The organism is Sphingopyxis granuli, assembly GCF_001559015.1.
Lineage (GTDB): Bacteria > Pseudomonadota > Alphaproteobacteria > Sphingomonadales > Sphingomonadaceae > Sphingopyxis > Sphingopyxis granuli.
In genome coordinates, this window is sequence record NZ_CP012199.1 from 159,049 (window position 1) to 185,280 (window position 26,232).

Sequence of the window (26,232 nt, forward strand, 5' to 3'; positions counted from 1 at the left end):
CGTCAGTCTTCGACTGAAAAGGCTGCGGAAAGCTCGAAGCGCGTGCCGGGATGGGAGAGCCAGGCGTGCGATACCAGCCGCCCGCGGCTCCAGGTGCGCCGCGTCATGCGCAAAACCGGCTCACCTTCATTGAGGCCAAGCATGCCGCGCGTGCGCGCGTCAGGCATAGTCGCGCAAACCCGGTGCTCGACCCGCTGGAGCGGTGCGGTCCGCGTCAGATATTCGTTGGGCGTCAATTGCGTGAAATCGAGCGTGCCATAATCGGGCGCCACGGACGCAAGGACGAACCGCTCCTCGAGCTGGATCGGGAACTCGGCCTCGTGGTGGACGATAATCGAATGGAAGATTTTGGTGCCTACCGGCACCTCCAGCAACACGGCGGTTTCGGCGCCCGCCTTTTCCTCGATATTCTGGACGACCCTCGCGCGGTAGTCATGGCCGCGCCCGCGGATTTCCTCGGCGATATTCCGGATTTCGATCATATGTCCGATCGGCTTCGGCTCGGCTATGAACGAGCCGCTGCCTGCCCGGCGGACGATGATACCCGCAGATTGCAGCTCGCGAAGCGCCCGGTTTGCCGTCATGCGCGAGACGTCGAATTGCTCGACGAGATCCGCTTCCGAAGGCACACGATCGCCTGGCTTCAAGCGGCCGTCGCCAATGGCGTCGTAGATGCTTTGTTTGATTGCTGCATAACGTGGAGGCGCATCCGGGGAGGCGCCGTTGGCAGACCGTTTGGCGCCGTTTGAGCTCAGTCGAGGCATTAGATCCATCACCCGTCTATACAGGTGAAATCATTCAGATTCCAAGCGTTCCGACGGGTTTCGCGATAAAGATCGGGAACCGCTGCCGATCACTCCATCCGGGCTGCGGATTCGAAACGAGCCGAGTGTCAAACCGGGCTTCATGGCATTGCTCGCAGGCAGGGCTCCGGTCTGGTCAGGAGTTTGTTGGCGCGCATCTGCCACGATATTCAATCTCATGCCGCCTTTTTTCGGGGTGCTTCCTGCCGGGCGATGAAATCTGCCAATGCCGCCTTTCGCGATCCGCGGTCGAGTGAATATGCCCTTTGCTTGAAAACGGCGCCGTCGAGCAAGGCAGCGATGTATCCAGAAAGAGTGTCCGCAGCCATGATGAGAGCGGCATCCAGAACGTGAATATATTTGCTGGTGACAGTGCCCTTCGCGTGACCCATCAGCGCCGCGATGGTGACTTCGGTAAATCCGAGGTCGTTGCCGATGCTGGCGAAACTGTGGCGCAGAACGTGCGGTGTGACGCCTTCGAGGGGTGAACCCAGGAATATCTCGCCCCAGTGATTTGGAAAGCCGCCAAATGCGGTGTCTTCCCCTCGCGGTCCGGAAAACACATATGTGCCGCTGTTTTCGCTTTGTTGTTGCTCGAGAAACTCTACGACCGGCAGGCCAATAGGACGGACTGACTTTCCCTCCTTGCTGTCGGAAAGCCGCAGGCAACTTCCATCGAGATCGACATCACACCATTTGAGATTGATGATCTCGCCGCGTCGGCAACCGGTGAGGGCGATTTGCCGAATGATGTCGATCGTTGGGCCGAACTTATCGATTTGCCCGGCGCTTTTCAGCATACGGCCGAGAATTCGATACTCGCCATCGTTGAGCCGTCGAGAACGGACATTGTCTTTGGGACGTTTGATGCCATGCGCGGGGTTGCTGTCGATGATGCCGAGATCGACGGCATAAGTCAGTATGCCGCCAATCAATCCGAGGGTCCGAGCCGCCGTGCCTGGGCCGCCGCGGACATTGGCTCGACCGCGCAGCTTGCTGGTCTTGATGAAGGCTCTCGTCTTTCCCGCCATGATATCGCGCATGACCTTCGTGAGAATCGCTTTTGTGAGATCCTTGACCCGGCGTGATCCAAGGAGCGGGATGACGTGTCGCTCGATCCGCCCGAGATCGATATCGACGGTCGATTTCTTCTTTGGCCGCCCACCTTTGCCGAGTATAAGACCATCTCTTAAGTCCTGCATGTAAAGCTCGCAGAGTTCCTTCATCGACATCGCCTTGTTGAGCTCTGCCCGATCTTCCGCAGGATCCTCACCTTGCGCAACGCGCGCGAGTTGCATCTTGGCCTCGCGCCTTGCCGCTTCGGGCGTCCAAATGCCGTGGGTGCCAATGGTGTAACGACGCGAGCGGCCGCCCGATCGATACTGAATGAGATAGCTGCGTTTCCCGGTGGGGAATATTCGGAGCCCGAAGCCCGGCAATTCCTCATCCCAGAGGACATAGTCCTTCGCTTCCGCTACAACTGCATCGACGACGCGTTTAGTCAATTTGACCATCGAGCCTTCTCCTTTTGGCCCGGTTTTCGCGTAAGCACCACGTAAGCACGCGGATGAAAATCAGGGCGCATCTGAGGTTAGGCCAGCGCAACTCGACAAAGCAAGAAAGTTGATATATTTGAGTATGTTAGAAAGCAAAAACTTGCTCTGGCGTTGTCCGGCGTAAACATGCTAGTACCCCCTCCGAAGGCAAGGCTAAGTCAAGCGCGCTGTGGGTGATGGTTGAAAAAGTTGAGGAATGCCAAGCGATTGGCGGAACTCGAAGGAAGCAGAGAAACTGCTTCCGTGGTCACGGAAGCGCCGCGGAAGCAAACTGAAGGAAGCTGTAGAGTACGAACGACCACAATCGGCAGTGCCTCGAGCTCGCACCGTTTGCGATCGTTTGAAGTTGGAATCGAGATTGACCCCGGTCGATCTCGGACACTATCTGAAGATAAATGCACCCATAGCTCAGCTGGATAGAGCGCTACCCTCCGAAGGTAGAGGCCTCAGGTTCGAATCCTGATGGGTGCGCCATCTGCCTCCTAACATGGCTCAGGGTCGAGCGGTTGCTCCCCATCTCTCGAACAGCCCGTCACGAAATCCCTTCCGGATTCTCACCCTCATGGGGCGTTGAGGAGTTTCCCCGTTGAAGGAGTCGGCCGAGACGGAGGCTCCGGGCGGAAGGCTCCGTGTCCTTGGGGATACCCACGATATTCCGGCGCGCAATCATTCAGGAACGGTCAGCAATCCCTTCACAGCAAACAGCTCGACCGTGCGCATGAGGATGGCGCTCGCATGAGTGAAGTTTCCGAGCTGATCCTTGAAATAATAGCTCCACTTTTCGCCATGGAAGAGGTTGTTCCGCAGGCGGTAGACGATGATGAGCAAGGCCAGAATGGTCTCCGCGGCGCCCGTTTGAGCCTCACTTGAAACAGCCTCGACCTCGGTACGGCCGCCGTTCGGGCCCGGGTGGAAGCGCAACGCCTGGAAGCGATGGTTGAAACCACTACCGTCGCGGTAACGCGCCGTGAAGAACGCAAGAGCCTCCTGAAAGGGCTCAACATCCAGACCAGATCCATGGTTCGCGGCCTGGGCGACGCGCGCACGGAAACCGCCAATGCTGGCATTGTTTGCCATCACTCGCGCTTCGAAGAAGCTCCAGAGCAGGGAGAATTCGTGGATTGCCTGGCGCTCGTCGGGAACCAAGTGAGCGTAGCCTTCGGTATTGGCGTTGAGCCATGCCTCAACAGGCGACATCGATCTTTCTTCCCGCACTCGTTTCGCAACCTACGCCCAGATGACAAAACAACGACCGGGCACTGGGTAAATCTACCCTCATTCGTAGGGTAGCTCACCGAACAGACCGATCATGAGATCACCGTCGTACAGAGAAAATGGAATCTCGACATAGTGGTCTGGATGGCGAGGAAGAGCGCGCCCGTCGTTCGGGCCATTTTTGGTATGGCCGCGGATGCGCTCGCCATTCTCCTTGATGTAGGGAAGCACGACTAGCCGGCCGTGGTTGGTGGAGAGGATTGTACCCTCCTTCCAGACCGTCGCCCCGTCGGCTTCGCGCGTCGAGGAGGTCTCCTTCACCTGCCAGCCGACGCCGCCGTGGGCCTCGTACCAAAAGACGATGCCATTTGAGACCAGGACGCGTTCGCCTCGCGCGAGCGCTTCGGCAAGGAGGCGCTGCACGCTTGCAAGCTGGAGCAATTGATTGGCGCGAGGCAGCAGGATTTGTCTGATCCTAGCTTTCGTTTTGCCCCAATGCATGGTCGCGCTGAGATCGAAGCCATTCGCAATCTTTGCGCGTTCGGCGGTCAAGGCTGCCTTTTCACCCGCGAGATACGGCTTCGACCAGATGCCGTCGTGCCCGAGGAACAGCAGGTAATGTGTCCAACGGTTGTTCGATCGACCGACCTTGGCGACCTTGAGGTAGGGCATAGCCGCAAGCTGATCCGCGAGATCGGCACGATAACGCTCGGCCTCCGGTGCGAGCTTAAGCGAATCGGCGTTCGGCTGCTCGTCGCCAGCATGACGACGCAGGGCTTCGGCGAGCATCAGCGCCTCTTCATCCTGCAAGCGCTGCTTGGCCTGCAAGGCTTTGTCGACCTTCAATTGCAGGGATCGCTTGGCGACAGGGTCCATCGCACGATTAGAGAGCGCTGCCCGTAGGGTAGGATTGAGCGCGGTAGCGGCTGCGATGGCGGCATCCCGATCAGGATAGTGGTCGGCAAAAACCGAGTCGTTCTCGCCTGGCACCATGCGCTCGCGCCAGATCGGAGCGAGTTCAGCTTTGTCGACAAGCTCCTGCATGAACCAGCGTTCGTGCAACGGGCGGTAATGGGGCCAGACCGCGAGAATGGTATCGGACGCTCGCTTCAGCTCGGACCACTTCATGCCGCTTTGTCCTGACGGGTCCGCACGTCGGCGATCCATTTTTCGAGCACATCGATCTCACTCTCGATAAGCGCCGGGGCGGGCAAGCGTGGATTGATCTCACCAGGCTGACTATGGAGGAGCGCTGAACAGCGCCCAAAAGCCTGCCGCATCACCATGCAATCAGCGTCGGTGAGCACCGTCAGTTTGATGAGCCCCGTCGTGTCGACCTTGCGCGACAAGCGGCGGATCACCGGCCCTACCGCTTCCTCGACGGCGCGTTCCCATCTGGTACGAAGTTGATCCTGGAAGGACGTCACCTCACGAAGCCACTTCGCCTGATCGCCGCGCTCGTGATGGATTTTCACGTTTGCAAGATGCGTCTTCATCCCCTCGATCACTTTGTCGAGCGGCATGACACTGGCCGGCGGCTCCTGGTGACAATAGCCGGCGTTGTCGGCGCCGCGGCTGATCAGCCGATATGCCACCGGCGTTGCTTCCCGGTCTTTAGTCGCCCGGCAGGCTTCATCAAGAAGAAGCAGGAAGGCCATGTCGTGGGTGAATACAATCACCTGGCGGGTCAGCCCGGCCTCCGCCAGTCGAGCGGCAACCTTGTCACGGTGTAGATGATCGAGCGAGGAGACCGGGTCGTCGAACACGATCGCCGACTGGGCGTCGATGGTTGAAAGCTCCGCCATGAAAGCGGCGAGTGCCACGCAGCGGTGCTCGCCTTCGCTGAGAACTTTACCGACCGGCTCGCTCGGTTTGTTGATGAGCCGGACCTGGAAGAAGGGAACGCCCGCGCTGGTTTTCGCCTGCTGAAGCTCGATGGCAAGACCGGCAACGCCGAGTTTATTTACCTCGATGGCGAACTGACCACGCAAGCGGTTGGTGACGAGCGCCTGCGCGATACGGGCGCTCTGGGTCGTGATCTTGTTTGTCGTCGTATCCTTGTTGGCCTTCTCGATCGCCTCGATCGCCTTAAGGCGTTCGATCTGGGCCAGCACATCGGCTTTCACCATACCGAGCCATTTGCGGTCGGCGAGGCCATCACGCTCCGCGATGAGCGCTATCCGCTGCGAAGAATTGGCCTCAGCCTGGAGACCCGTAATGCGAGCGGCGATATCATCGAGCACCGTGCGCAAAGGGGTAACGGAAGGGACCGCTGCGGACGGAAGGGCCGGCATTGCCGCCAAGTGGTGCGTTCTCAGAAGCGAGCGCAGCCGCCAAGTCAGTTGCAGGGTTTCACGGCGAAGAGCGGCCGCCAGTTCTTCCTGGCCGATGTCATCCCGTATCAGGGCGACGATTGCCAGCAGGTCCGTCATCGAGACGGCTTTCGACGAGACCTCCTCGCACTGCTCATTATAGGCGTCAGCAGCTTCCTGCTCGCGACGCTTGCTCTCGTCCTGCACAAAGGTCTCAAAACTGCGAAGCCGCCGCGCGGCGTCCTCGCTGAGCGGCTGTTGGCAGAGGACGCAATGAGCGTCGCTTTCCGTTACCGGAAACGGCCGATCAGGGTAGGCTGATGCGCGCGAATAATTGCGGGCGGCCTCCCACAAGACCTTCCAGACGTCAGAACCGATGTCGGGCAGCGGCTGATCGGCAAAGAGATTTGCGGATGCGGCTGCCGCGGCGGAGCGCGCGTTGGACAAATGCCTGCGGGCCTCGCTGAGCGCGGTCCACACGTCATCCGTGGCGGTCGCGGCCAACCGCTCGAGCTGACTGACGATGGCATTGATGCGGTTTTCCTGGCCCTGAAGCTGACGAACGGTCCGGATCGGATCACTTGAGAGATCGGTTGTGAGTGTCTGCAAGCGTGCGTCCTCGTCGGACGATAGGCCGGCGAGCTTCTCAATGGCGTCGGGTTTGGTCTCGCCCGACAGTTCGGCGATCAGCTTGCCGACTGCGGTGTCCTGCTTGCATTCGGGTTTGGAAAGGACAGCCGGGGTCTGCTCCTGGAGCACCTTTATCTCGGCGGTCAGCTTGGCCTTTACATCCTGACAGGCCTGCGCGAGGCCGGCGAGAATTCGGAGCGGAAGCGGCGTGTAGGCGAGATCGTTGGTGTTCTCGACATGGACGTTGGCAGTCCGGGAATCGAATACGCTGACGGCGGAAAGCATGGCATCCGGTGCGGTACCTTGGGTCCACGACGCGCTTCGATTCTGTCCGCCGATAAAGAAGTCGATACTGGCGGCGGGAGTGCCGGGGCTAGCCGCATAGATGTTGGGCAGGATCGCGTCGCCTTTCGGCGAACGCGCACGGCAGAGCTGTTTGAGAACGCGGGCGTAGCCAGATTTCCCTGCGCCATTGTCACCATAGATGACCGTGAGACCGACTTTTCCGAAGGATAGCCGCTCGCCGGACGCGAGGGCGTTGACATGCGACAGGCCGTGAAGGGCCCCAAGGCTGACGACGGCGTGGCTGGCCGCCGGGTCCCGGACGTGGCTGGCGTCGAGGGGAGCTGCCTGTTCGGTGGCTTTGCAGATGCCGACAAGCGTCGTGATATCGGCGCTTTCAAGCTTGGGCTGACTACACAGCCGCCGCAGCGCATCGCGCTGCCAAGCCGGCAAATCCGCCGACCATTTGAGAATGTCAGCAAGAGCTGCTGCTTCGTTAGAAAGATCGCCGTCCTGTCCGTCCATGATTCCCCCTGACCTTTACTGCCCCCAAGGCTCAACTTCCGCCTTCGGCTCTTGCCATCAGCATCTCATACTCCCCCGATGATGCGGCGTTCTTGCCCCAGCGGCACGATCCATCCGCCCGCGCGGTCCGACCGTGCAAAGTCATCTGGCTGCGTGGTCTCGGTCAACCGGCCCCGCACTGCCTCAGGCTCGGCATCGATGGCGGCGCGGATGAGATCCCGGTCTATCCCGACGAAGATCGGCCGGAGATTAAGGCGAGCGAGCACTTCCTGATCGGTGCCGGAGATATCGGCATCGTTTACAGGTCCGGCGCGGGTGACGATTCCACCGACAAGCCCGCCGATCGAGCCTGTCTTCTCAACCTCACCCACCGGGGCGGCATCAAGTAGCGATCGTGCCGTCTGGAGATCCGCCCGGAGCCGGTTGGCGAATGGCTGATGGGTCATCCGCTTCAGGACATCGGACAGTTCGGCATGCCCAAGTGGCCGGATAAGATTGGCGATGTGGAGGCGGAGCAGCCCAATGAAGAGTGCGTCTTTTTCCTCTGGCTTGATGGGCTCGCCCTCGTCCTCGGGGTCCTTGACCGAGAGATGAGCATCCGCGGGGCCTGAAACGGCCATGCCCCAACGTGTCGCGATGGCGATACGCTTCACGGTGACCTTGCGGCTTCGGGCCGTCACATCAATTCGCGCGGCCTGCTTCCAGGCACGGGCCAATGCCGTTGCCGGTCCTCCTGCATCATGGCAGCCCTTGGCCTCCGCGACAGTCAGGGAGGACAGGTCGGAGGCGCAAGCGATCCAGTCAGGCAGATCGCCTCGGGACAAGCGCTTGATCTTCACCTTTCGGCGCCCGTCGAGATCGATGACGCGATTACCGAGATGCGCGAAGATCGAAAGGTTGAAATACCGTTCGAGATAGGCGCGCGCGATAAAACGCCCGAACAGACCAGATAAGGCCACCTTCACCTCGCGAGCCTGACCTAGCGGCTCCTTGAAGATGAAGGGCGTCCCAGGACCGGTAGGGGTGAGCAGCGCATCCAGAATGGACCATGCGCCATAAGCTGCACCCGGCGTTTGCAGCACTTCCCGAATACCTGCGTCATCGATGGCCACTACATCTAGGTCGATGGTGGGGCCGCTGACGGGATTGGCGGTTGGGGGGTCAAAGCTGTGCAGGAAGGTTCTTGTCATAAAGCCAGCGCTCGGTCAGTTCACGTGCTCAATTGCGCTGGCTATGCGATCGATATTGGCCCCGCGCCCTCCGACCGCCTTCGCGGCGGCGTGGGAGGTCGCGGTGAAGGAAAGCACCTTCCTTGCTGTACACGGGGCGAATGCTTCTCGGGTGGCCGAGCGTGGAGATCTCCGACGGCGAGAAGGAGATCAAGGTGACCGCCGAAGTCCCCGGCTTGGAAGAGAAGGACATCGAAGTCCTGCTCGACGATGGCGTGCTGACGTTGAAGGGCGAGAAGCGCTCCGAAACGGAGGACAAAGACAGGCAGTTCACCGAGCGCTTCTATGGCCGCTTCGAGCGCCGCATCCCGCTCGGCTACGAGGTCAAGGACGACAAGGTCGACGCGCGGTTCAGGAACGGCGTGCTAACCGTGACCTTGCCCAAGAGCGAGAAGGCGCAGTCGCAGGTCAAGCGCATCGCCATCAAGAGCTGACGCATGGCAGGCGCCGACGGCGAGCCATCTGACCGCCGTCGGCTGCATCCTTCGCCAGAGAGGAAGGGATGAAAGATGGAGACGACGAGATCAACGGATCAACCAGAATATCAATTGCTGCAGGGACGGCCGTCGAACGACAACCGGCACACGCTCCTTTCGATGGGGCGCCCGGTCTTCCCGCACGACGCGGTTGCGCGCATTTACAAGCCGTCACGCGCGGTAACGACCTCCGGAATGGCCCGCACGAAGGGTTGGCGACTTGTGTTCGAGCGGCGCACCGCGCCCTTCATCGAACCGCTTATGGGCTATACCGGCGGCGACGATACGCTGACCCAGGTCGAGCTAGCCTTCCCGACACCGGAATCGGCCATCCGCTACGCCGAGCGGCAGGGGCTTACTTATATTGTCCAAAGGCCGACCGGGCAAATCGGCAACGCCAGCAGTCGCCGCGTCAATGAAAAGCCTCCGCGAGTGGAAAGGTCGATGCACTCGTTCTCAGACGCGACGCTGGATCGACTAGGGCTGGCTGCCCTTCAGGAAAGATACGGGCACGCCCTCGACGACGCAGCGAATCGAAACGACCGGTCCGGTCCGGAGAGTTGGACATCGCCCATGGGCGTGGTCTGCGATCCTACGCTAACGGTGGAAGCCAAGCGGTCGATCCTGATGAACTGGGCTTGGACCGAATACCTAATCGACCAGGCAACCAATGAAGGGATGCCTGAGAACAACCGGCCGTCGCGCCTCGACGAGGTCGAGCAGGCGCTGCTGGCGCTCGAACGCGAGCTTGCGGCCGACCGGGGTAATTCAGGCACGCGAAAGGCGGCATGAGGTGCAGCGATTGACCCACGTGTGGTTTTCGATTGCCAGAAGGTTCTGCCGGGACGGTTCGCGCTGACGCTTGCCGTCCCCGCAGAAATGGCACCACCTGGCCACTCTCTTGATTTGTCCAACGACGCGAGAGCCGTTCCGCTCTCGGCCAGCCGATCACGGCGTCCGCCGCGTCCTGGCCATCAAAGGAGCGGCGAGCCCAACGTACACTCTCCTCCCAAGCCATATCGCCGGAGACGGGACAGAAAGACGGATATGAATCGGGGCGTCCAACGCTCAACAGGTTATCGTCTCTTACATGCAAGTCTTTAGGTCGCAGCTTGTGGACCAATGGCAGCTAAAGCGGTTGCTGCCCGTCATCGGCGCCGGTCTGGGTTTATCGTTGAGAGCGTCCGCGTATAAAATTTGACTATATAGCCTGAAGGTTATCCCTCTCGAATTCCTATGCAGTGGCATCCTAGAAATGGCTGCGCACTGGAGCGCCGAGGGAGCGCTCATCGGAAATGGCTGGGAATGATCGGGGCAGGAAGAATCAGAACGAGGCACCGCGCCCTCAGAACGAGCCAGGTGGGGGTGGGCTTGGCTTGTTGCTTGTCCTTGCAATTACGGCGATCGGCGTCGGGTATGTTGGCTACCGGCTGACTCTCGTCTTCGGCCTGATCTAAAGAACGATCCTAGCGTGTCATGCGGTTAGACGAGCAGTCGCGAGAGCACATTGGACGCTATGGCATCAAGCTGGTCGTCGCTGCGGCAATCGCTTACATTCTGAAGAGCGAGAATTTCCTTGCAACCTTTGCGTTGTGGACCGGCATATACGGCGTAATGGCCGTCGCTTACGCAGTTCATCGCGGCGAACGATTCGGCAAGACCAGCTTCACCTATTGGGATGAAGCTCTATGGTTGGCGGCGACGGCGTTGGGTCTCTACATTTTCAGTGGTCATCAACTGGCCGTTTGATCGGCTAAATCTGTTGGTTCAAAGAAAGCGTGCGGCTGCGTCGCCTACGCCTGACAACTCGACCTTCAGTTCCTGACCAGGAAGGATTTGCAGCAGCATCGGGATGATCGATCCGGTTGCTACGATATCGCCGGCACTGAGATAATTGCTTCTGGCGATCAGGTCATTCACGAGCCAGAGAGCAGAGTTGATCGGATCAACCAGCCCCTCTCCCGATGCCGACTGAAACACCGGAACGTTGTTGATCGACGCTCGCATGTCGATCCTGTCCATGGCCTCCAGGCCTGTTGGCTCATGATATTTGTCGACGATCGTCGAAACATGGAACGCATAGTCAGCGATGGCGGCCAGGTGTGGTTGCCCAGTCAGGTGACCACGTCGCCCGACAAGACCGATAGCCGGTTGGTAGCTCAGGATCGCCTTGCAAAATTGATCGCGAGTGATGGGCCAATGGTCTGCCCCCAAGGGACCTCCTATCGTAAAGACGATTTCGCATTGTGCCCCGATGAAACCTTGGGGAAGCCGGAACGGCCCGTGGGAGTCTTGAAGCACTGTTCCCACAGGAATCGGGCAGTAGATCGGACTGGCAAGGCCAAGCGAGCCGCGAATGGCCGGGCAAGTCCCTATGAGGGCGTAGCCTACCGCGTCATTGGCGAAGGCTGAGATTGCTGCTGACTGCACCGCCCAAGCGTCGTCTTCGCTTCGAAGCAGATCGAAAGGGATGTCTGAGGTCAGTCCCTGCCGACGGTTTCGGCAAAGCAAGTTAGCGAGATAATCGAGATTCTGGTCAATCATAGAAGCACACTCCCGCGCGAGAGAGGGCGCAAAGTCGTGCTCAGTCAAATAAAAATCCGGCTATATGAGTACGTATATTTTTGTCGGAGCTTTTCTTATGAAAATACTATCGCAGCGCGGCTGAGCTCCCGTCGAAATAATATGCGGCTCTATTTAGCTTGAGGGTCCCACCAAACCGGAAGGATCTGAAGGTATGAAGCCGCTTAAACCGTCCCTCGCACCCGCAGCTGCGGCCACAGCCGAGGCCGGTCGTCCAACAAGACCGGGGTCTGGGCGTCGGCGGACGCTTTGTCGGGGCGCGGTCGGCGCGGTCGCGATCATGGCCGGTTCGATGATGGGTCTTGGCCAGGCAGCGGCGGAACCCCTGAGCGCGCCGAGCTTTGGTGGCCCTCTGCGCCCGATCCCCGATCCTATGAGTACGGATGCGGGCGTGTTTGGTCGGCTTCATATCACCGGCCAGCTCACAGGCATCGGCAATACGCAGACGAACGGCATTCCCGGCGTCGATCCCCGAACGACAGATCCTCTCGTTGATATCGGCAATGCCCAAATTCAGGTGCAGACAACCGGGGCGCCCTTGACGTTCTTCGTCCAGGGCGGTGTCTACTCGCTGCCTTCTTTGGGTTCGGCCTATACCCGCGCAACCGACGTCACCGATCAGTTGTACGGGCCCGTGCCCGTTGCCTATGGCAAGCTCGAACTGTCGCCTAATTTCTCGGTGCAGGCGGGGTTGCTGCCGACGTTAATCGGCGCGGAATCGACCTTCACGTTCCAGAATATGAATATCGCGCGCGGCCTGCTCTGGAACCAGGAGCCGGCCATCAGCCGCGGTGTGCAGGTGAACTATAGTAATGGACCGCTCAACGCCTCGGTGTCGGTCAATGATGGTTTCTACTCTGGGGATTACAACTGGGTATCCGGTCTGTTGTCTTATGCGGCGACGCCGTCGAGCACGATCACGCTGGTCGCCGCAGGCAATTTTGCAGAGTCCGGCAAGACCGGCGCGGCGACGCCTCTGGCGCAGAACAACAGCAGCATCTTCAATGTGATCTACACCTATGTCGACGGCCCGCTGACGCTCCAGCCCTACCTGCAATACACAACGGTCCGCTCGAACAGGGACATCGGGATTGATCGCTCGGCCGAAACATTCGGCGGAGCGCTGTTGGCTCGATATGCCATCAATGAGAATTTCTCGATCGCTGGACGCGCCGAGTACATCGCTTCAAGCGGAGGAGATTGCGGCGTCGCCGCAGACTGCGCCCCCACTAATCTGCTCTACGGGCCGAAAAGCAGGGCGTGGTCGCTGACGGTGACGCCGACCTACCAGCGCGGGATCTTCTTCGCGCGCACCGAGCTCTCGTACACCCGCATTGACCGGGTCACCGAAGGCTACGGCTTTGGGTCCAATTTCGACAAGCGCGACCAGGTTCGCGGGATGTTTGAAGCTGGGGTGCTTTTCTAGGACGGGCGCGGGCGGAAATGCGGAGCCGCCGGCTCCGCAGATGCTCTGCGGACTTAGGTGAAACATGAGTTTGGAACAGATCATATCGAAATTGGAGGCTCCTCAAGCCACAGTGACTGTGTATCCGGTCGTGCCCGTTCTCTGGGTCTATCGGAACTATGATGATCGCTGGACTGTGCATCTTGAAGGTGAAGACTCCGAGTGGTGCCACCCCACGCGCAATGATGCGGTCGGTGCCGCGAGGCTGATAGGCGAGAGTTACGGCTGCTATCGTCTCTTTCTGCAACTGTCAGACGGCCGTTTCTGCCTGGAGATGATGAACCTCAGTCGACGGCGCGAACCGCGCCAGGTTGACCCAAGTGAGGGCGAAAATTGAGCCAGGCTGTACCAAGCAAGCGCCAAGTCTCCCGACACCTCATCCGCTGCGGCGTGGAGATCATCGTTCTGGTGGTGATCGCCGGTTGCGCTGTTCTTGCTGCCGCAGGCCCCAGCATCTATCTGGTGCTCAGCAATGGCGGTTGAATGCAGAGTTGCAGGCCGTCCTGCTCACCCCAGGTTGCTGCGGTCGAAACCGAAGTTCTGCAAACGCGAGCGACGCCATAGATCGGAATACCTGCTCCTGATGTTTGCGGCGAGCTGTGCCGCTGTGCAAGTCGTCGCCATAGTTTTTCTGAGAGCGGCATGACACGCCCTGCTGCTCCCGCCCTCCAACTCGACGACCGAAGGCGCGCTATCGGTGAAAGCCGTCTGGCTGAGTTGCCAAGCCTGAGGACGCAGTTGGAAATGGCCAGAGTCCTCAAGGAGCACCACATCTGGCTGATCGCCGGCTCGGGGACCAATGATACACGGCGTACCGTGGAGTTGACCAGCGAGGCGGCTCGCCTTGGCGCGGATGGTGCTCTGGTCGTCACGCCTTACTACAGTCGGCCCAGCCAGGAAGGCCTGTTCCGGCATTTCGAAAGCGTCGCGCAATCTGCGGAACTGCCGATCATCATCTACAATGTCCCTTCGCGGACCGCCGTCGATATCAGGATCGAAACGCTCGATCGTCTTGCACACCTGTCAGGTCTTGTCGGCATCAAGGACGCAAGCGGAGATCCGACGCGGGTAAGCACGATGGCCCTCTACTTTGGCGATCGTTTCACCCAGCTTTCCGGACATGACCGATCCATGCTGGCTTTCATGACGACTGGCGGCGATGGCGCGATTTCGGTCGTTTCGAACGTCGCTCCGATGCTGACCGCGGCGATGATCGGCGCGGTGCGGAAGAGTGCCTATCTGGAAGCTCGGCGCATCAACGCCCATCTTTTCCCGCTGATCGAGGCGCTGGAACTTGAAAGCAATCCATGCCCGATCAAGTTCGCGTTGCATTGCGCGCGCGGATACTCGCCGGCCGTCCGCCTTCCGCTGGTCGAGGTCACTGAAGGCACCGCAGCAAGAGTACGCGCTGCCGTGGCGGAGATCGACACATTGGCGATCGATACGTCTTTGGTCGCCGAGCGGTCTCTCGTCCCCCTCTCGGCCTGACCGGGTAGCCTTTATAAAAACAGCATGATGCTGCTGTGTTCTCCAATGAAAATACGGATGAAATCCGGCTGTCCGTGAAATGGAGAACAAATCCAGACATCCTTAAATTCAATGTATCGGCAAAAGACATCATTTGACTCGACGAGTGGAATGGCCTGCCGATACTGAGAAAGGATCTCTGCAATGCACCCTCGCGGATACAATTTCTATGCGATGCAACAACAGAACAAGGCCAACCATGGGCGGACGGATGGCGAAGCCAAGGTTGCCGTGCGCTCGGATGAGCCGATGGCCGACGTTGGAATGTTCCTGCGGCTCGGAGTCGTGATGGCCCTCGTGATTGCGGCTGTCGCCACAGTCACCGCGTTGGCCGGCTAGCGCGCCAACGACGTCCACAGCTCACTCTTCAACGAACAATCAGGATCATCTCCCATGGCAAGCGCCACAGCGAAAGAGCCTCCCCAACCTCTGAACCATTTTTTCGTCGGCCAGGACAACCGAGGATGCTGGACCGTCCGCGATGAGCGTAACCTCGTCGGCGGCTGCTTTGTCAGCAAGGATGCGGCGATTCACTTCGCCCGTCAGGAAACCAACAACGCGCCGGGGGCTGTGATCTGCATGGCCGAAAGCCAGCGCCTGAGTCTGGACCCGCTGTTTGGACATCGGGCAGCCGCCTAGTCGGCTGCCGTCGATCCGGCCCGCCCCCGCCTTTACACTCGCTGACCTTCTCGCGACGTTGGAGATGGAGAGGTAAATCTTCGCCTTGAGATAAGCAAAGCCCGCCGACTCTACCGAGTCGGCGGGCATTTTACTTATCAACGGGCTTCCACCGAGAAATTCCTATGAGATTTTAATGAGTGAGGCCAAAAACACTATTAGATTCTTATTTTTTGAGGCCCCGTCCTCTCTCGAACCTATATGCGGTTCGCGTCCATATTTCCGCCAAATTCCTCCTCCGGCACCCGTGCTTACGCTCGGGCGCGCTGGAAGAATTATAGCTGTGGCTTGCCAGTTTTTCCGTATTGGCTGGTCATTCTTATCAACTGCCGCGCCGGAGGCGAAAGTAATGGACGTTATTGTGCTGGCAATATGTGTTGGATTTTTCGCACTGATGTTTGGATACATCAGAATTTGCGAAAAGCTCTGACTGGGAGAAATCAATCATGATCTTGGAATACTTCCTCGGAGCAGCCGTCGCGGTCTTTGTGACTGGCTATCTGCTCTATGCCCTCGCTCGTCCCGAGCGGTTCTGATCAAGACAGTAGCTCGGAAAGAACCCACCGATGACAATAAATGGATGGATACAGATCCTGGTCTTTGCCGGGATCATCATCGCGCTGGTAAAGCCGCTCGGCGGCTATCTCACCCGCGTCTTGAAAGGCGAGCGTACAATCCTTTCGGCGATTTTTGGACCGCTCGAACGGGGACTGTACCGCGTCGCCGGAACGAATGAGAATGAGGAGCAGCATTGGACGACCTATGCGCTGGCCATGCTGCTCTTCAACCTTGCTGGCTTCACGGTTCTCTACCTCGTTCAACGTCTGCAGGGAGGGTTGCCGTTCAACCCTCAGGGACTGGGAGCGGTTGAGCCGACCAGCGCTTTCAATACCGCTGTCAGCTTCGTGACCAATACCAACTGGCAGGGCTATGGCGGCGAGACCACCATGAGCTATTTGACCCAGATGGCGGGTCTTACCGTGCAGAACTTTGTGTCGGCAGCGACGGGCATCGCGATTGCGGTCGCATTGATCCGCGGGTTCTCTCGGGCATCTGGCAAAACGGTCGGTAATTTCTGGGTCGATCTCACCCGCATCACGCTCTACGTCTTGCTGCCCATCTGCTTCGTCGGCAGCCTGGTTCTGGTCTGGCAGGGCGTTCCGCAGAACCTCAATCCGTACACCATCGCAACAACCGTTGAAGGCGCGCAGCAAACCATCGCTCAGGGTCCGGTCGCATCTCAGATGATGATCAAGCATCTGGGAACCAACGGCGGCGGCTTCTTCAACGTCAACGCTTCGCACCCGTTCGAAAACCCGAATGCCTTCACCAACCTCATTCACATGGTCTCGATCTTTGCCATCGGCGCTGCTCTGACCAACGTGTTTGGTCGCATGGTCGGCAGCGAGAAAAAGGGCTGGGCCATCTTCACAGCCATGGGCGTTCTGTTCCTCGCCGGTGTCGCAATCACCTATTGGGCCGAGGCCGCGGGCAATCCGCTTCTCCATTCGCTTGGCCTTGAGGGCGGCAACATGGAAGGAAAGGAAACCCGTTTCGGTATCGTCACGTCGGCGCTCTTTGCAGTCGTTACGACCGCTGCGTCGTGCGGTGCGGTCATAGCCATGCACGACAGCTTCATGCCGCTGGGCGGAATGATCCCGATCATCAACATGATGCTCGGCGAGATCATCATCGGCGGTGTCGGCGCGGGTTTCTACGGCATCATCCTGTTCGTCGTCGTCGCGATCTTCGTTGCGGGGCTCATGGTCGGGCGTACACCCGAATATCTCGGCAAGAAGATTGAGGCGAAGGAAGTGAAGATGGCCATGCTGGCTGTCTTGTGTCTGCCTCTTTCGATACTTGGCTTCACCGCGATTGCCGTAGTGCTCGGCACGGGTGTGGCTTCGATGGCGAACGCGGGTCCACACGGATTCTCCGAGGTCCTTTACGCCTACACTTCCGGCACCGCGAACAATGGTTCGGCCTTTGCAGGTCTTTCCGCCAACACGCCCTGGTACAACATCACGATTGGCCTGGCGATGTTGATGGGACGCTTCATGGTGATCGTTCCAGCGCTGGCTATCGCTGGCTCCCTGGTCGCCAAGAAAACGGTTCCCGAGTCCAGCGGCACGCTGCCTACGACCGGGCCTCTGTTTGTCGGACTTCTGGTGGGTGTGATCCTGATCGTCGGCGGCCTGACGTTCTTCCCGGCGTTGGCGCTGGGTCCGATCGTCGAGCACTTCGCCATGTTGGCGGGCCAGAATTTCTGAGAACCGCGATGACGGCCAAATGGCTGAGATCGATCCGATTTGTCGTGAACCCTCGCTCCTGGTTTCAGGAGCGAGGGTCGGCCAGACCGCCCAGTGCATCGACGATCATTCTCGGCATGACGCTGGCGTTGGGGGGCGTGGTGCTCCTCGCCAAACTTATCACTGAATTGCTCGCGGCGGCGTGACCGAGTGGTTGGCCCCCAAGAACAAACTCGCTGGAGTTTCTTATGAACCAGTCCAAATCCGCGAGCATGCTGGACGCTCGCATACTCGTTCCGGCTATAGGGGATGCGTTTCGGAAACTGAATCCGAAGAGCCTCGCTAAAAACCCGGTCATGTTCGTCGTCGCCGTGGTGTCAGTCCTGACGACGGTACTTCTGCTCAAAGATATTGCCACAGGAGCTGAAAGCGTCGGCTTCTCGCTGCAGATCGTTCTGTGGCTCTGGTTCACGGTGCTATTCGCCAATTTCGCGGAGGCCGTGGCCGAAGGGCGCGGCAAGGCGCAGGCTGAATCGCTTCGCCGTACCCGCACCGAAACCCAGGCCAAGCTGCTCTCGAACGGCGGTTCCGACTACAAAATGGTGCCTGGCGCCACGCTGAAGGTCGGTGACGTTGTTCTCGTCGAGCCGGGCGACATCATCCCGTCCGATGGCGAAGTCATCGAGGGTGTGGCCTCGGTGAACGAAGCGGCGATTACGGGCGAGTCAGCACCGGTCATCCGCGAATCTGGCGGGGATCGTTCTGCCGTCACTGGTGGCACCCAAGTGCTTTCCGACTGGATCAAGGTCCGGATCACGGCTGCGGCCGGCTCGACCTTCATCGACAAGATGATCGCTCTCGTCGAAGGCGCTGAACGCCAGAAAACACCGAACGAAATCGCGCTCAACATCCTGCTTGCAGGGATGACGCTGATCTTCGTACTGGCCGTAGTGACCATTCCGAGCTTCGCGACCTATGCAGGTGGGTATGTTCCCATCATCGTTCTGGTCGCTCTGTTCGTCACGCTGATTCCGACCACAATCGGCGCGCTGCTGTCGGCCATCGGCATTGCCGGCATGGACCGGCTGGTCCGCTTCAATGTTCTGGCCATGTCCGGCCGTGCCGTAGAGGCCGCCGGCGACGTCGACACGCTTCTGCTTGACAAGACCGGGACGATCACGCTGGGCAATCGCCAGGCGAGCGAGTTCCGGCCGATCCGCGGCGTCACCGAAAAGGAACTCGCCGATGCAGCGCAGCTTGCTTCGCTTGCCGATGAGACTCCCGAGGGCCGCTCGGTCGTCGTGCTCGCCAAGGAAAAATACGGTATCCGCGCACGCGACATGGCCAGCCTGAACGCGACTTTCGTCCCGTTCACGGCGCAGACCCGTATGAGCGGTGTCGACCTGGAGGGCTCGTCGGTGCGTAAAGGCGCGGTCGATGCGGTCTTGAAGCATGTCGAGCTTGCCACGGTCGCAACAGGCAGCTCGCGTGCTTCCGCTGAAAGCGTCCGTGAGCTCCAGGGTATCGCCGACGAGATCGGCAAGGCAGGCGGCACGCCGCTCGCCGTGGTGAAGGATGGCCGCCTCCTCGGCGTCATCTATCTCAAGGACATCGTCAAGGGCGGCATCCGCGAACGCTTCGCCGAGCTGCGCCGCATGGGTATCCGCACGGTGATGATCACCGGCGACAACCCGATGACCGCGGCTGCTATCGCCGCCGAGGCCGGCGTCGATGACTTCCTGGCGCAGGCGACGCCGGAGAACAAGCTGGCGCTGATCCGCGAGGAACAGGCCAAAGGCAAGCTGGTGGCCATGTGCGGTGATGGTACCAACGACGCTCCGGCGCTTGCCCAGGCTGATGTGGGCGTGGCCATGAACACCGGCACGGTCGCCGCACGCGAGGCCGGCAATATGGTGGATCTCGACAGCGACCCGACCAAGCTCATTGAGATCGTGGAGATCGGCAAGCAATTGCTGATGACCCGCGGCGCGCTGACGACGTTCTCGATCGCCAACGACATCGCGAAGTATTTCGCGATCATCCCGGCGATGTTCCTGGCGTTCTATCCGCAGCTTGGTGCGCTCAACATCATGGGCCTTGCTTCACCGCAGAGCGCCATCCTGTCGGCGATCATCTTCAATGCCCTCATCATCGTGGCGCTGATCCCGCTGTCGCTGAAAGGCGTAAAGTATCGTGCGATCGGAGCCGGTTCGCTGCTGTCCCGGAATCTCCTGATTTACGGGCTGGGCGGCATTCTCGTGCCCTTTGCCGGCATCAAGCTCATCGACATGGCCATCACAGCCGCTGGCCTCGTTTAGTCGAAAGCGTTCATCACAGACACAATCCGCGAAGCGATATCCATCAGCAGCGGACCATTCAGGACAGTAACGATGCTCAAGCAAATCAGACCCGCGATTTTTTTCATTGTCGCACTAACCGTCATCACCGGTCTCATCTATCCCCTTGGTGTAACCGGTATCGCGCAAGCTCTTTTCCCCCAACAGGCCAATGGAAGCCTGATCGAGCGTGAAGGCACGGTCATAGGCTCCGAACTCATCGGTCAGAACTTTGCCGGCGAGCGATACTTCCACCCGCGTCCTTCGGCTGCCGGTTCAGATGGCTACGATGCCGGCGCGTCCAGCGGATCCAATCTTGGTCCGACCAGCCAGGCGCTTCGCGATCGTGTCGCTGCGGATACCGAGGCATCACGCACGGAGAACAGTGGCGCAGCCGTCCCCATGGACCTTGTTACGGCCTCTGGTAGCGGCCTCGATCCCCATATTACGCCTGAAGCCGCCTACTTCCAGGTGGGCCGTGTCGCCAGAGCCCGCGGCATCGATGAGGCCGCAGTGCGCGTGCTGGTCGATCAGCATGTCGAGCCGCGCATACTCGGCTTCCTGGGAGAACCCGTGGTCAACGTTCTCAAGCTGAACCTGGCGCTCGACGACGCCAATAGAGGCTGAATGAAGGTGCCAGGACGGCTATAGTAGCCGTCCTGGCGGTTGATCCGGAGCCAATTAAGTGTCTGACGACCCAATACGAGAGCAGAGCCGACCATCGCCTGATGCATTGCTGGAAAATGCGCAGCGGGAGACGCGGGGCCACCTCAAGATCTTTCTTGGGGCGGCTCCGGGTGTAGGCAAGACGTATGAGATGCTCATGTCGGGCCGGGCTCAGCGGGCCGATGGCGTCGACGTGGTCATCGGGGTGGTCGAGACCCACGGGCGGGCCGAGACCGAGGCTCTGGTCGACGGGTTCGAGATCGTTCCGCGTCGCACAGTGCCCTATCGAGGGCATGTGCTCGATGAAATGGACATCGACGCGATCCTGGCGCGCAAGCCGGCGCTCGTTCTGGTGGATGAACTCGCCCATACCAACGCCCCTGGCAGTCGCCACCCCAAGCGCTATCTCGATGTCGAGGAACTGCTCGCCAACGGCATAGACGTCTACAGCACGCTCAACATCCAGCACGTCGAGAGCCTCAACGACGTCGTGGCCCAGATCACGCGCATCCGGGTGCGAGAGACCGTTCCGGATTCGATCATCGACCGTGCCGACGACATCGAGATCATCGACATCACGCCGGGCGACCTGATCAAGCGCTTGAACGAGGGCAAGGTTTACCTGCCCAAGACCGCAAAGCGCGCAACGCAGAACTATTTCTCGCCAAGCAATCTGACGGCCCTTCGTGAGTTGGCTCTGCGGCGCACGGCGCAGCGGGTCGATGACCAGTTGGTCACCCATATGCAGGCGCACGCCATCACCGGCCCGTGGTCGGCCGGCGAGCGTGTCCTGGTGTGCATCAACGAACGGCCCGGGGCGACGGCGCTCGTGCGCTATGGCCGCCGTCAGGCCGACCGGCTTCGTGCGCCTTGGGCCGCGGTTCATGTCGAAACGAGCAAGGATGCCCGGCTTTCCGAGCAGCAAAAGGACAAGATCGCCAGTGCATTGCGACTTGCCGAGCAACTCGGCGCTGAGGCCGTTACCCTGCCCGGCGAGAACGTTGCGCAAGAAATTCTGACCTACGCATCGACCAACAACTATACGCATGTCATCGTCGGCATGCCGACCTCGCCCAGGTGGCGGGAGCTTTTCGCGGGCTCCGTTTCGCATGATCTGATCCGCGCCAAGACGGATGTGAGCGTGCACGTCATCTCGCCGGGCAATGGCGAGGATACGCGACGTCCGGCGACCGTGAGCGCACGATCTAAGAAGCGCCCAGACGTCGGTCACTATCTGTGGAGCACGCTTTACGTTGCCGTGGCATTGGGCCTCGGGACGGCGCTCTCCCGCTTTCTGGATGTGCGCAATATCGCACTTGTCTTCCTGATGGCGGTTCTCGCCTCGGCGATGGGCGGCGGTTTGTGGCCGGCATTGTTTGCGTCTGTGCTAAGCGCGCTTGCCTTCAATTTTTTCTTTCTCGACCCTCTTTACACTCTTGTCATCGGCGATCCTGAAAGCGTGGTGGCCTTTGCCTTTTTCTTGGTGGTTGCGGTTATCGCAAGCAACCTTGCCAGCCGCGTTCAGCGGCAGGCCGTGACTGCGCGTGAGCGCGCGAAGACAACTGAAGGTCTCTATCAGTTCAGCAAGAAGCTCGCCGGCGCTGGGACGTTGGGAGACGTTCTGTGGGCGACGGTCTATCAGATCGCTTCCATGCTGCACGTTAGGGTGGTTGCGCTTCTGCCAGAGAATGGCCGCATCGCGGTCCAAGCAGGATATCCGCCGGACGATACGCTTGACGATGCGGATATCGCCGCTGCGCATTGGGCCTGGGAGCATGACAAGCCCGCGGGCCGTGGGGCGGATACACTACCGGGAGCGAAGCGCCTCTACTTGCCTTTGAAGACGGGGCGAACACAGGTCGGTGTGATCGGGCTGGACAATGACAAGCAGGGGCCAGTCCTGACACCTGCCGAGCAACGGCTTTTCGACTCCCTGGCGGATCAGGCCGCTCTGGCGATCGAGCGCATCCAACTGGTCGCCGATGTCGACAATGCGCGTCTCGCCGCCGAGGCGGACAAGCTGCGCTCTGCGCTTTTGACGTCGCTGTCGCATGACCTCAAGACGCCTCTGGCATCGATCCTGGGGTCGGCGGGAGCGTTGAGAGACTATTCGACCTCGCTAACGGACTCCGGCCGGGTCGAACTGCTGACGACGATTGTCGAAGAGGCCGAGAGGCTGAACCGGTTCATCGCAAACCTTCTCGACATGACCCGGTTGGAATCGGGCGCGGCGGCGGTATCGCTGACGCCGCTGTTCATCGGCGACAGCGTCGGCAGCGCCCTGCGTCGCGCTGAGAAGATACTGGCTTGCCATAGGGTCGATCTCGCGGTGCCGCCCGATCTGCCGATGGTTCGGCTCGATCCGGTCCTGTTCGAGCAGGTGTTGTTCAATCTGCTCGACAACGCGCGGAAATACGCGCCGGCAGGCTCGCTGATCGCGATAAGGGCCTGGGCGGAAGACGCCCAAATTGTCTTGCAGATCGTCGATGAAGGCCCCGGCATTCCCTCTGATGACCTGACGAGAATTTTCGACAGTTTCTACCGCGTCCGGAAGAAGGACCACGTCCAGGCTGGGACGGGGCTTGGTCTGTCTATCTGCAAGGGATTTGTCGAGGCGATGGGCGGGACGATTTTCGCAACCAATCGGGCTGACAGACCCGGCGCCATTTTCACGTTGCGGTTTCCGATCGGACCGGAGCCATCGACTTTGGAAGGAAGGATATGAATACGTCAGTAGTCAAGATTCTCGTCGTAGATGACGAGCCGCCGATCAGGAAACTCCTGCGCGTTGGGCTGACGGCCGAGGGCTACGCTATGGTCGAGGCTGTAAATGGCGAGGAAGCCGCCGCGCTCATCACAGAGGAGAAGCCCGATCTGATCCTGCTCGATCTTGGGCTGCCAGATATCTCAGGACATGACCTTCTTGAGAGGTGGCGTGCCGAACTTATCGAGCTGCCGATAGTCGTCCTCTCCAGCCGGACCGATGAAACGGGCATTGTAAAGGCGCTGGAACTGGGCGCCGACGATTATCTCACCAAACCATTCGGGATGCGCGAGTTGGCGGCGCGCATTCGGGTGGCGCTGAGGCACAAGCTTCAGCAACAGGGCGAACGCCCGATATTCCAGGTCGGCGATCTCTCGGTCGACCTAGTGAAGCGGATCGTCAAGGTCGCAGACAAGGAGGTGAAGCTCTCACCCAAGGAATACGAAATCCTGCGCGTCCTCGTGCAGCACGCGGGCAAGGTCATCACGCACCAGCACATCCTCAAGCATGTGTGGGGCGGCTCGACCGATGTCCAATATCTGCGGGTCTATGTCCGCCAGTTGCGGCAGAAGATAGAGGCCACGCCCGATCAGCCGCAATACATCCTGACTGAAACAGGTGTCGGTTACCGCCTCCGTGAACAGGAGCAGTGACCGCGCATGCTCGCCTGGAAGCGGGCGACTTTAACGTGAGTACTCTTATGAACCTGTCATCTGCCATCGCACCAGAGGACGTGATCCTTGATCTATCCATCTCCACGAAAGCCGTCCTGATCAAAAAGCTGGCGGCGCATGCCGCCGCTCGCACAGGGTTGACCGAGGAAGCGATCCATACAGCCTTGCTGGGACGCGAGCGTCTCGGCTCGACCGGCATCGGCCATGGCGTCGCCATGCCGCATGCGCCTGTACCCGGACTCCGGACATCATTCGCCGCGCTGATGGTGCTGAAGAAACCGATCGATTTCGAGGCGGTGGACGACCTTCCGGTCGACGTTGTCTTTCTGCTTCTGTCGGCCCCCGAAGGCAGCAACGAGTATCTGAAGATTCTCGCGGCAGTCGCCCGTAGGATGCGCGATGAGCGGGTCATGAAAATGCTGCGCGGCGCCAAGTCGGAGCATGCCGCTTATTCTATTCTAGTTGAGCAGCCAGTATGAGGGCCTCCTATGAGAACTATTTTTGGCTTTTCGCCCCTGTTCCGGTCGAGCATCGGCTACGACCGAATGTTGAATGCGCTCAAAGCTGCGAGCGCGCCGGGAGTATCGACAACTGGCCTCCTTATGTTATCGCCGGGCTTGGCGAGGACGACTACCGCATCACCATCGCGGTGGCCGGCGTCTCACAGGACAAGCTGACGATCACGCAGGAGCAGAACATGCTCATGGTGTCGGGTCAGAAGCCGGGCGAGGACAACAGCCTATATCTGCATCGCGGCGTTGCCGGGCGCCGCTTCGAGTTGGCCGCCCAAGTCAAGGTCGCACGCGCCCGCCTCGTCGGTGAAAAACCTCCGCGAGCGGAAAGGTCGGGCTCCCATCAAGCGTAAACGGCGGCACCTCAAATGCAGCGCAATCAACCAGCGAATGGTCTTATGCCGAATTAGGAACTTGCTTAGGCGCTGAGACGCAAAAGAGCAGTCACCGGGGGTAAGTAGATATGCAGCGGCGCTCCCAATCAGGCCTTTGGCAATCGCTGCCGAGCCGAGTCGTGCGAGTTTGCTTAGTAACTCACTTTATGGGGCAGCAGGTGCCAACGGCCCAAAACAGGGAACGGGCGGGTGTGTAACGATGGCTGTGGAAAGAACGCGTGCCATCGAGCTTCGGCATCTTCGTTATTTCGTGTCGGCCGCGGAGCATGGCAGCTTCCGCAAAGCCAGCGCCGATACTGGGATTCAACACTCCGCGATTAGTCGCCGCATCCGTGATCTCGAACATCGGCTGGGTACGCCATTGTTTCTTCGCCATAGCGGAGGCGTGTGTTTGACCTTCGCGGGGCAGCGTTTTCTTCGCCGTGCACGTCAGATTTTGCGGAACTTTGAAGATGGCGCCGAGGAAATCGCCTCGATCAAGCGCTCGGACTTTGGTCGGGTCAAAATCGGCATCTACTCGTCAATCGCGTCGGGTTTCCTCGCGGAGCTGCTCGGTCTCTATGCCGATTGCCATCCGAAGGTTCAGATCGACCTGATTGAAGACAACCCTGCGGATCAAGCCTCAGCAATTCGTCGAATGCAGCTGGACGCCGCGTTCCTGACAGGAGAGCGGAATTGGCGCGACTGCGAAACACTTCCGCTATGGTCGGAGCGCGTATTCGCTGTGCTTCCTGTCGATCACCTCTTGGCGGGTCGCGACGAGTTGGAGTGGCAGCACCTGGCAGATGAGAACTTCATCATCAATGAGGCAGGTCCGGGCCAGGAGATCCATGACTATCTGGTACAGCGCCTCGCCGCGTTCGGCTATCATCCTCAGATTAGCGTGCACCAGATCGGCAGGGAAAACCTCCTGCCGCTCGTGGCCTTGAAGCGTGGTTTGACGGTCGTCAGTGAGGCAATGACGGCCGCACACTTTCCGGGTCTCGCCTATCGGCCGATTGTCGGCGAGGTTCTACCCTTTAGTGCCGTTTGGTCTCCGAAGAACGACAATCCGGCCCTAGGACAGCTTCTTGATCTCGCCCGCTCAATGTCCGGCCTGCGTGAAGCAGACGCTGTCACGCCTCCGGCGATGCCGATTGATGTGAACGCCGTGCCTTCGCAAAGCCCCGATCGGTTGCAATGAAGCGTTCGAGCATCGGTACGATCAGCTTCGTCGGTTCGGTGATTGGCTGGCCCGTTTCACGGGCCAGCGCATCGGCATAGGCGACCAGATCGCGGTGCAGCGTCGCCGGCAGCTCCACGGTTGTCTTTACCGGCTTCTCGTCGACGATCGGACCTAGCTTCAACTTACTCAC

General features: G+C 59.8%; 27 protein-coding genes and 1 tRNA gene. 20 read left to right on the forward strand and 8 right to left on the reverse strand.

Annotated features, from left to right (window positions below; all coding sequences use genetic code 11):
- Window positions 1-2: 2 nt before the first annotated feature.
- Both hutC and SGRAN_RS00760 read right to left on the reverse strand, forming a co-directional pair.
- Entirely contained in the window at window positions 3-764 is a 762-nt protein-coding gene (gene hutC / locus SGRAN_RS00755; RefSeq protein WP_067179840.1) for a histidine utilization repressor, read from the reverse strand.
- A gap of 215 nt (window positions 765-979) precedes the next feature.
- Complete coding sequence (locus tag SGRAN_RS00760; protein WP_067179842.1) at window positions 980-2,317, reverse strand: tyrosine-type recombinase/integrase; 1,338 nt, start codon at window positions 2,315-2,317, stop codon at window positions 980-982.
- Between the two features lie 439 nt (window positions 2,318-2,756).
- Between SGRAN_RS00760 and SGRAN_RS00765 the strand changes: the two genes are divergently transcribed.
- Window positions 2,757-2,833, forward strand: a tRNA-Arg gene (locus SGRAN_RS00765).
- A 192-nt stretch (window positions 2,834-3,025) separates the two neighbouring features.
- Here SGRAN_RS00765 and SGRAN_RS00770 read toward each other — a convergent pair.
- The 4 genes from SGRAN_RS00770 to SGRAN_RS00785 all read right to left on the reverse strand — a co-directional run bounded on the left by SGRAN_RS00770 (window position 3,026) and on the right by SGRAN_RS00785 (window position 8,513).
- Window positions 3,026-3,556 (reverse strand): hypothetical protein, encoded by a 531-nt coding sequence (locus SGRAN_RS00770; RefSeq protein ID WP_067179845.1) that lies wholly within the window; start codon window positions 3,554-3,556, stop codon window positions 3,026-3,028.
- 78 nt (window positions 3,557-3,634) lie between these two features.
- Window positions 3,635-4,702, reverse strand: coding sequence for a hypothetical protein (locus SGRAN_RS00775; protein ID WP_067179847.1), 1,068 nt, complete (start codon window positions 4,700-4,702; stop codon window positions 3,635-3,637).
- On the reverse strand, window positions 4,699-7,323 hold the full coding sequence (locus SGRAN_RS00780) for an AAA family ATPase (RefSeq protein WP_067179849.1): 2,625 nt from the start codon (window positions 7,321-7,323) through the stop codon (window positions 4,699-4,701). The genes SGRAN_RS00775 and SGRAN_RS00780 overlap by 4 nt, the downstream gene beginning before the upstream one ends.
- A gap of 65 nt (window positions 7,324-7,388) precedes the next feature.
- The gene (locus SGRAN_RS00785) at window positions 7,389-8,513 is read right to left on the reverse strand and encodes a hypothetical protein (RefSeq protein ID WP_067179852.1); all 1,125 of its coding nucleotides are present in this window, start codon (window positions 8,511-8,513) and stop codon (window positions 7,389-7,391) included.
- 122 nt (window positions 8,514-8,635) lie between these two features.
- Here SGRAN_RS00785 and SGRAN_RS00790 point away from each other — a divergent pair, with 122 nt between their 5' ends.
- From SGRAN_RS00790 to SGRAN_RS00800, 3 genes are all read left to right on the forward strand, one after another.
- Window positions 8,636-8,986 (forward strand): Hsp20/alpha crystallin family protein, encoded by a 351-nt coding sequence (locus SGRAN_RS00790; RefSeq protein ID WP_237233660.1) that lies wholly within the window; start codon window positions 8,636-8,638, stop codon window positions 8,984-8,986.
- A gap of 75 nt (window positions 8,987-9,061) precedes the next feature.
- Window positions 9,062-9,820 carry an ETC complex I subunit gene (locus SGRAN_RS00795; RefSeq protein ID WP_067179855.1) on the forward strand — a complete coding sequence of 253 codons (759 nt, stop codon included), beginning with the start codon at window positions 9,062-9,064 and terminating at the stop codon, window positions 9,818-9,820.
- Between the two features lie 684 nt (window positions 9,821-10,504).
- Window positions 10,505-10,777: a hypothetical protein gene (locus SGRAN_RS00800; RefSeq protein WP_067179857.1), complete on the forward strand. Its 273-nt coding sequence runs from the start codon at window positions 10,505-10,507 to the stop codon at window positions 10,775-10,777.
- Window positions 10,778-10,795: 18 nt separating this feature from the next.
- On the opposite strand, the gene SGRAN_RS00805 is transcribed toward SGRAN_RS00800, so the two are convergent.
- Window positions 10,796-11,572 (reverse strand): 2-keto-4-pentenoate hydratase, encoded by a 777-nt coding sequence (locus SGRAN_RS00805; RefSeq protein WP_067179860.1) that lies wholly within the window; start codon window positions 11,570-11,572, stop codon window positions 10,796-10,798.
- A 319-nt stretch (window positions 11,573-11,891) separates the two neighbouring features.
- Between SGRAN_RS00805 and SGRAN_RS00810 the strand changes: the two genes are divergently transcribed.
- From SGRAN_RS00810 to SGRAN_RS00870, 16 genes are all read left to right on the forward strand, one after another.
- Complete coding sequence (locus SGRAN_RS00810) at window positions 11,892-13,037, forward strand: porin (protein WP_067179863.1); 1,146 nt, start codon at window positions 11,892-11,894, stop codon at window positions 13,035-13,037.
- Between the two features lie 64 nt (window positions 13,038-13,101).
- Window positions 13,102-13,413 (forward strand): hypothetical protein, encoded by a 312-nt coding sequence (locus tag SGRAN_RS22050; RefSeq protein ID WP_139789148.1) that lies wholly within the window; start codon window positions 13,102-13,104, stop codon window positions 13,411-13,413.
- The gene (locus SGRAN_RS22465; RefSeq protein WP_012561350.1) at window positions 13,410-13,559 is read left to right on the forward strand and encodes a hypothetical protein; all 150 of its coding nucleotides are present in this window, start codon (window positions 13,410-13,412) and stop codon (window positions 13,557-13,559) included. Before SGRAN_RS22050 ends, SGRAN_RS22465 begins: the two co-directional genes overlap by 4 nt.
- A 261-nt stretch (window positions 13,560-13,820) precedes the next feature.
- Window positions 13,821-14,564: a 4-hydroxy-tetrahydrodipicolinate synthase gene (dapA, locus tag SGRAN_RS00815; protein ID WP_237233668.1), complete on the forward strand. Its 744-nt coding sequence runs from the start codon at window positions 13,821-13,823 to the stop codon at window positions 14,562-14,564.
- Between the two features lie 183 nt (window positions 14,565-14,747).
- Window positions 14,748-14,942: a hypothetical protein gene (locus SGRAN_RS00820; protein ID WP_067179866.1), complete on the forward strand. Its 195-nt coding sequence runs from the start codon at window positions 14,748-14,750 to the stop codon at window positions 14,940-14,942.
- A 54-nt stretch (window positions 14,943-14,996) separates the two neighbouring features.
- Entirely contained in the window at window positions 14,997-15,242 is a 246-nt protein-coding gene (locus SGRAN_RS21410) for a hypothetical protein (protein WP_080919767.1), read from the forward strand.
- Window positions 15,243-15,727: 485 nt separating this feature from the next.
- Window positions 15,728-15,817: a K(+)-transporting ATPase subunit F gene (gene kdpF / locus SGRAN_RS00830; protein WP_067179871.1), complete on the forward strand. Its 90-nt coding sequence runs from the start codon at window positions 15,728-15,730 to the stop codon at window positions 15,815-15,817.
- Window positions 15,818-15,847: 30 nt separating this feature from the next.
- A complete protein-coding gene (gene kdpA / locus SGRAN_RS00835) occupies window positions 15,848-17,551 on the forward strand; it encodes a potassium-transporting ATPase subunit KdpA (protein WP_067179874.1) in 1,704 nt (567 codons plus the stop codon).
- 8 nt (window positions 17,552-17,559) lie between these two features.
- Entirely contained in the window at window positions 17,560-17,736 is a 177-nt protein-coding gene (locus tag SGRAN_RS22470) for a hypothetical protein (protein ID WP_172709596.1), read from the forward strand.
- A gap of 42 nt (window positions 17,737-17,778) precedes the next feature.
- A complete protein-coding gene (gene kdpB / locus SGRAN_RS00840) occupies window positions 17,779-19,848 on the forward strand; it encodes a potassium-transporting ATPase subunit KdpB (protein ID WP_067179877.1) in 2,070 nt (689 codons plus the stop codon).
- 72 nt (window positions 19,849-19,920) lie between these two features.
- Window positions 19,921-20,493: a potassium-transporting ATPase subunit KdpC gene (kdpC, locus tag SGRAN_RS00845; RefSeq protein ID WP_067179880.1), complete on the forward strand. Its 573-nt coding sequence runs from the start codon at window positions 19,921-19,923 to the stop codon at window positions 20,491-20,493.
- 58 nt (window positions 20,494-20,551) lie between these two features.
- The gene (locus tag SGRAN_RS00850) at window positions 20,552-23,257 is read left to right on the forward strand and encodes a sensor histidine kinase (protein ID WP_192856818.1); all 2,706 of its coding nucleotides are present in this window, start codon (window positions 20,552-20,554) and stop codon (window positions 23,255-23,257) included.
- Window positions 23,254-23,949, forward strand: coding sequence for a response regulator transcription factor (locus tag SGRAN_RS00855; RefSeq protein WP_067179885.1), 696 nt, complete (start codon window positions 23,254-23,256; stop codon window positions 23,947-23,949). Before SGRAN_RS00850 ends, SGRAN_RS00855 begins: the two co-directional genes overlap by 4 nt.
- 47 nt (window positions 23,950-23,996) lie before the next feature.
- Window positions 23,997-24,449, forward strand: a complete 453-nt coding sequence (locus tag SGRAN_RS00860) for a PTS sugar transporter subunit IIA (RefSeq protein WP_067186773.1) — start codon at window positions 23,997-23,999, stop codon at window positions 24,447-24,449.
- On the forward strand, window positions 24,446-24,835 hold the full coding sequence (locus tag SGRAN_RS00865) for an Hsp20 family protein (RefSeq protein WP_067179888.1): 390 nt from the start codon (window positions 24,446-24,448) through the stop codon (window positions 24,833-24,835). Before SGRAN_RS00860 ends, SGRAN_RS00865 begins: the two co-directional genes overlap by 4 nt.
- A 241-nt stretch (window positions 24,836-25,076) precedes the next feature.
- Entirely contained in the window at window positions 25,077-26,060 is a 984-nt protein-coding gene (locus SGRAN_RS00870) for a LysR family transcriptional regulator (protein ID WP_067179891.1), read from the forward strand.
- Here the strand turns inward: SGRAN_RS00870 and SGRAN_RS00875 are convergent.
- Complete coding sequence (locus SGRAN_RS00875; RefSeq protein WP_013912755.1) at window positions 25,993-26,232, reverse strand: DUF2274 domain-containing protein; 240 nt, start codon at window positions 26,230-26,232, stop codon at window positions 25,993-25,995. The genes SGRAN_RS00870 and SGRAN_RS00875 overlap by 68 nt on opposite strands.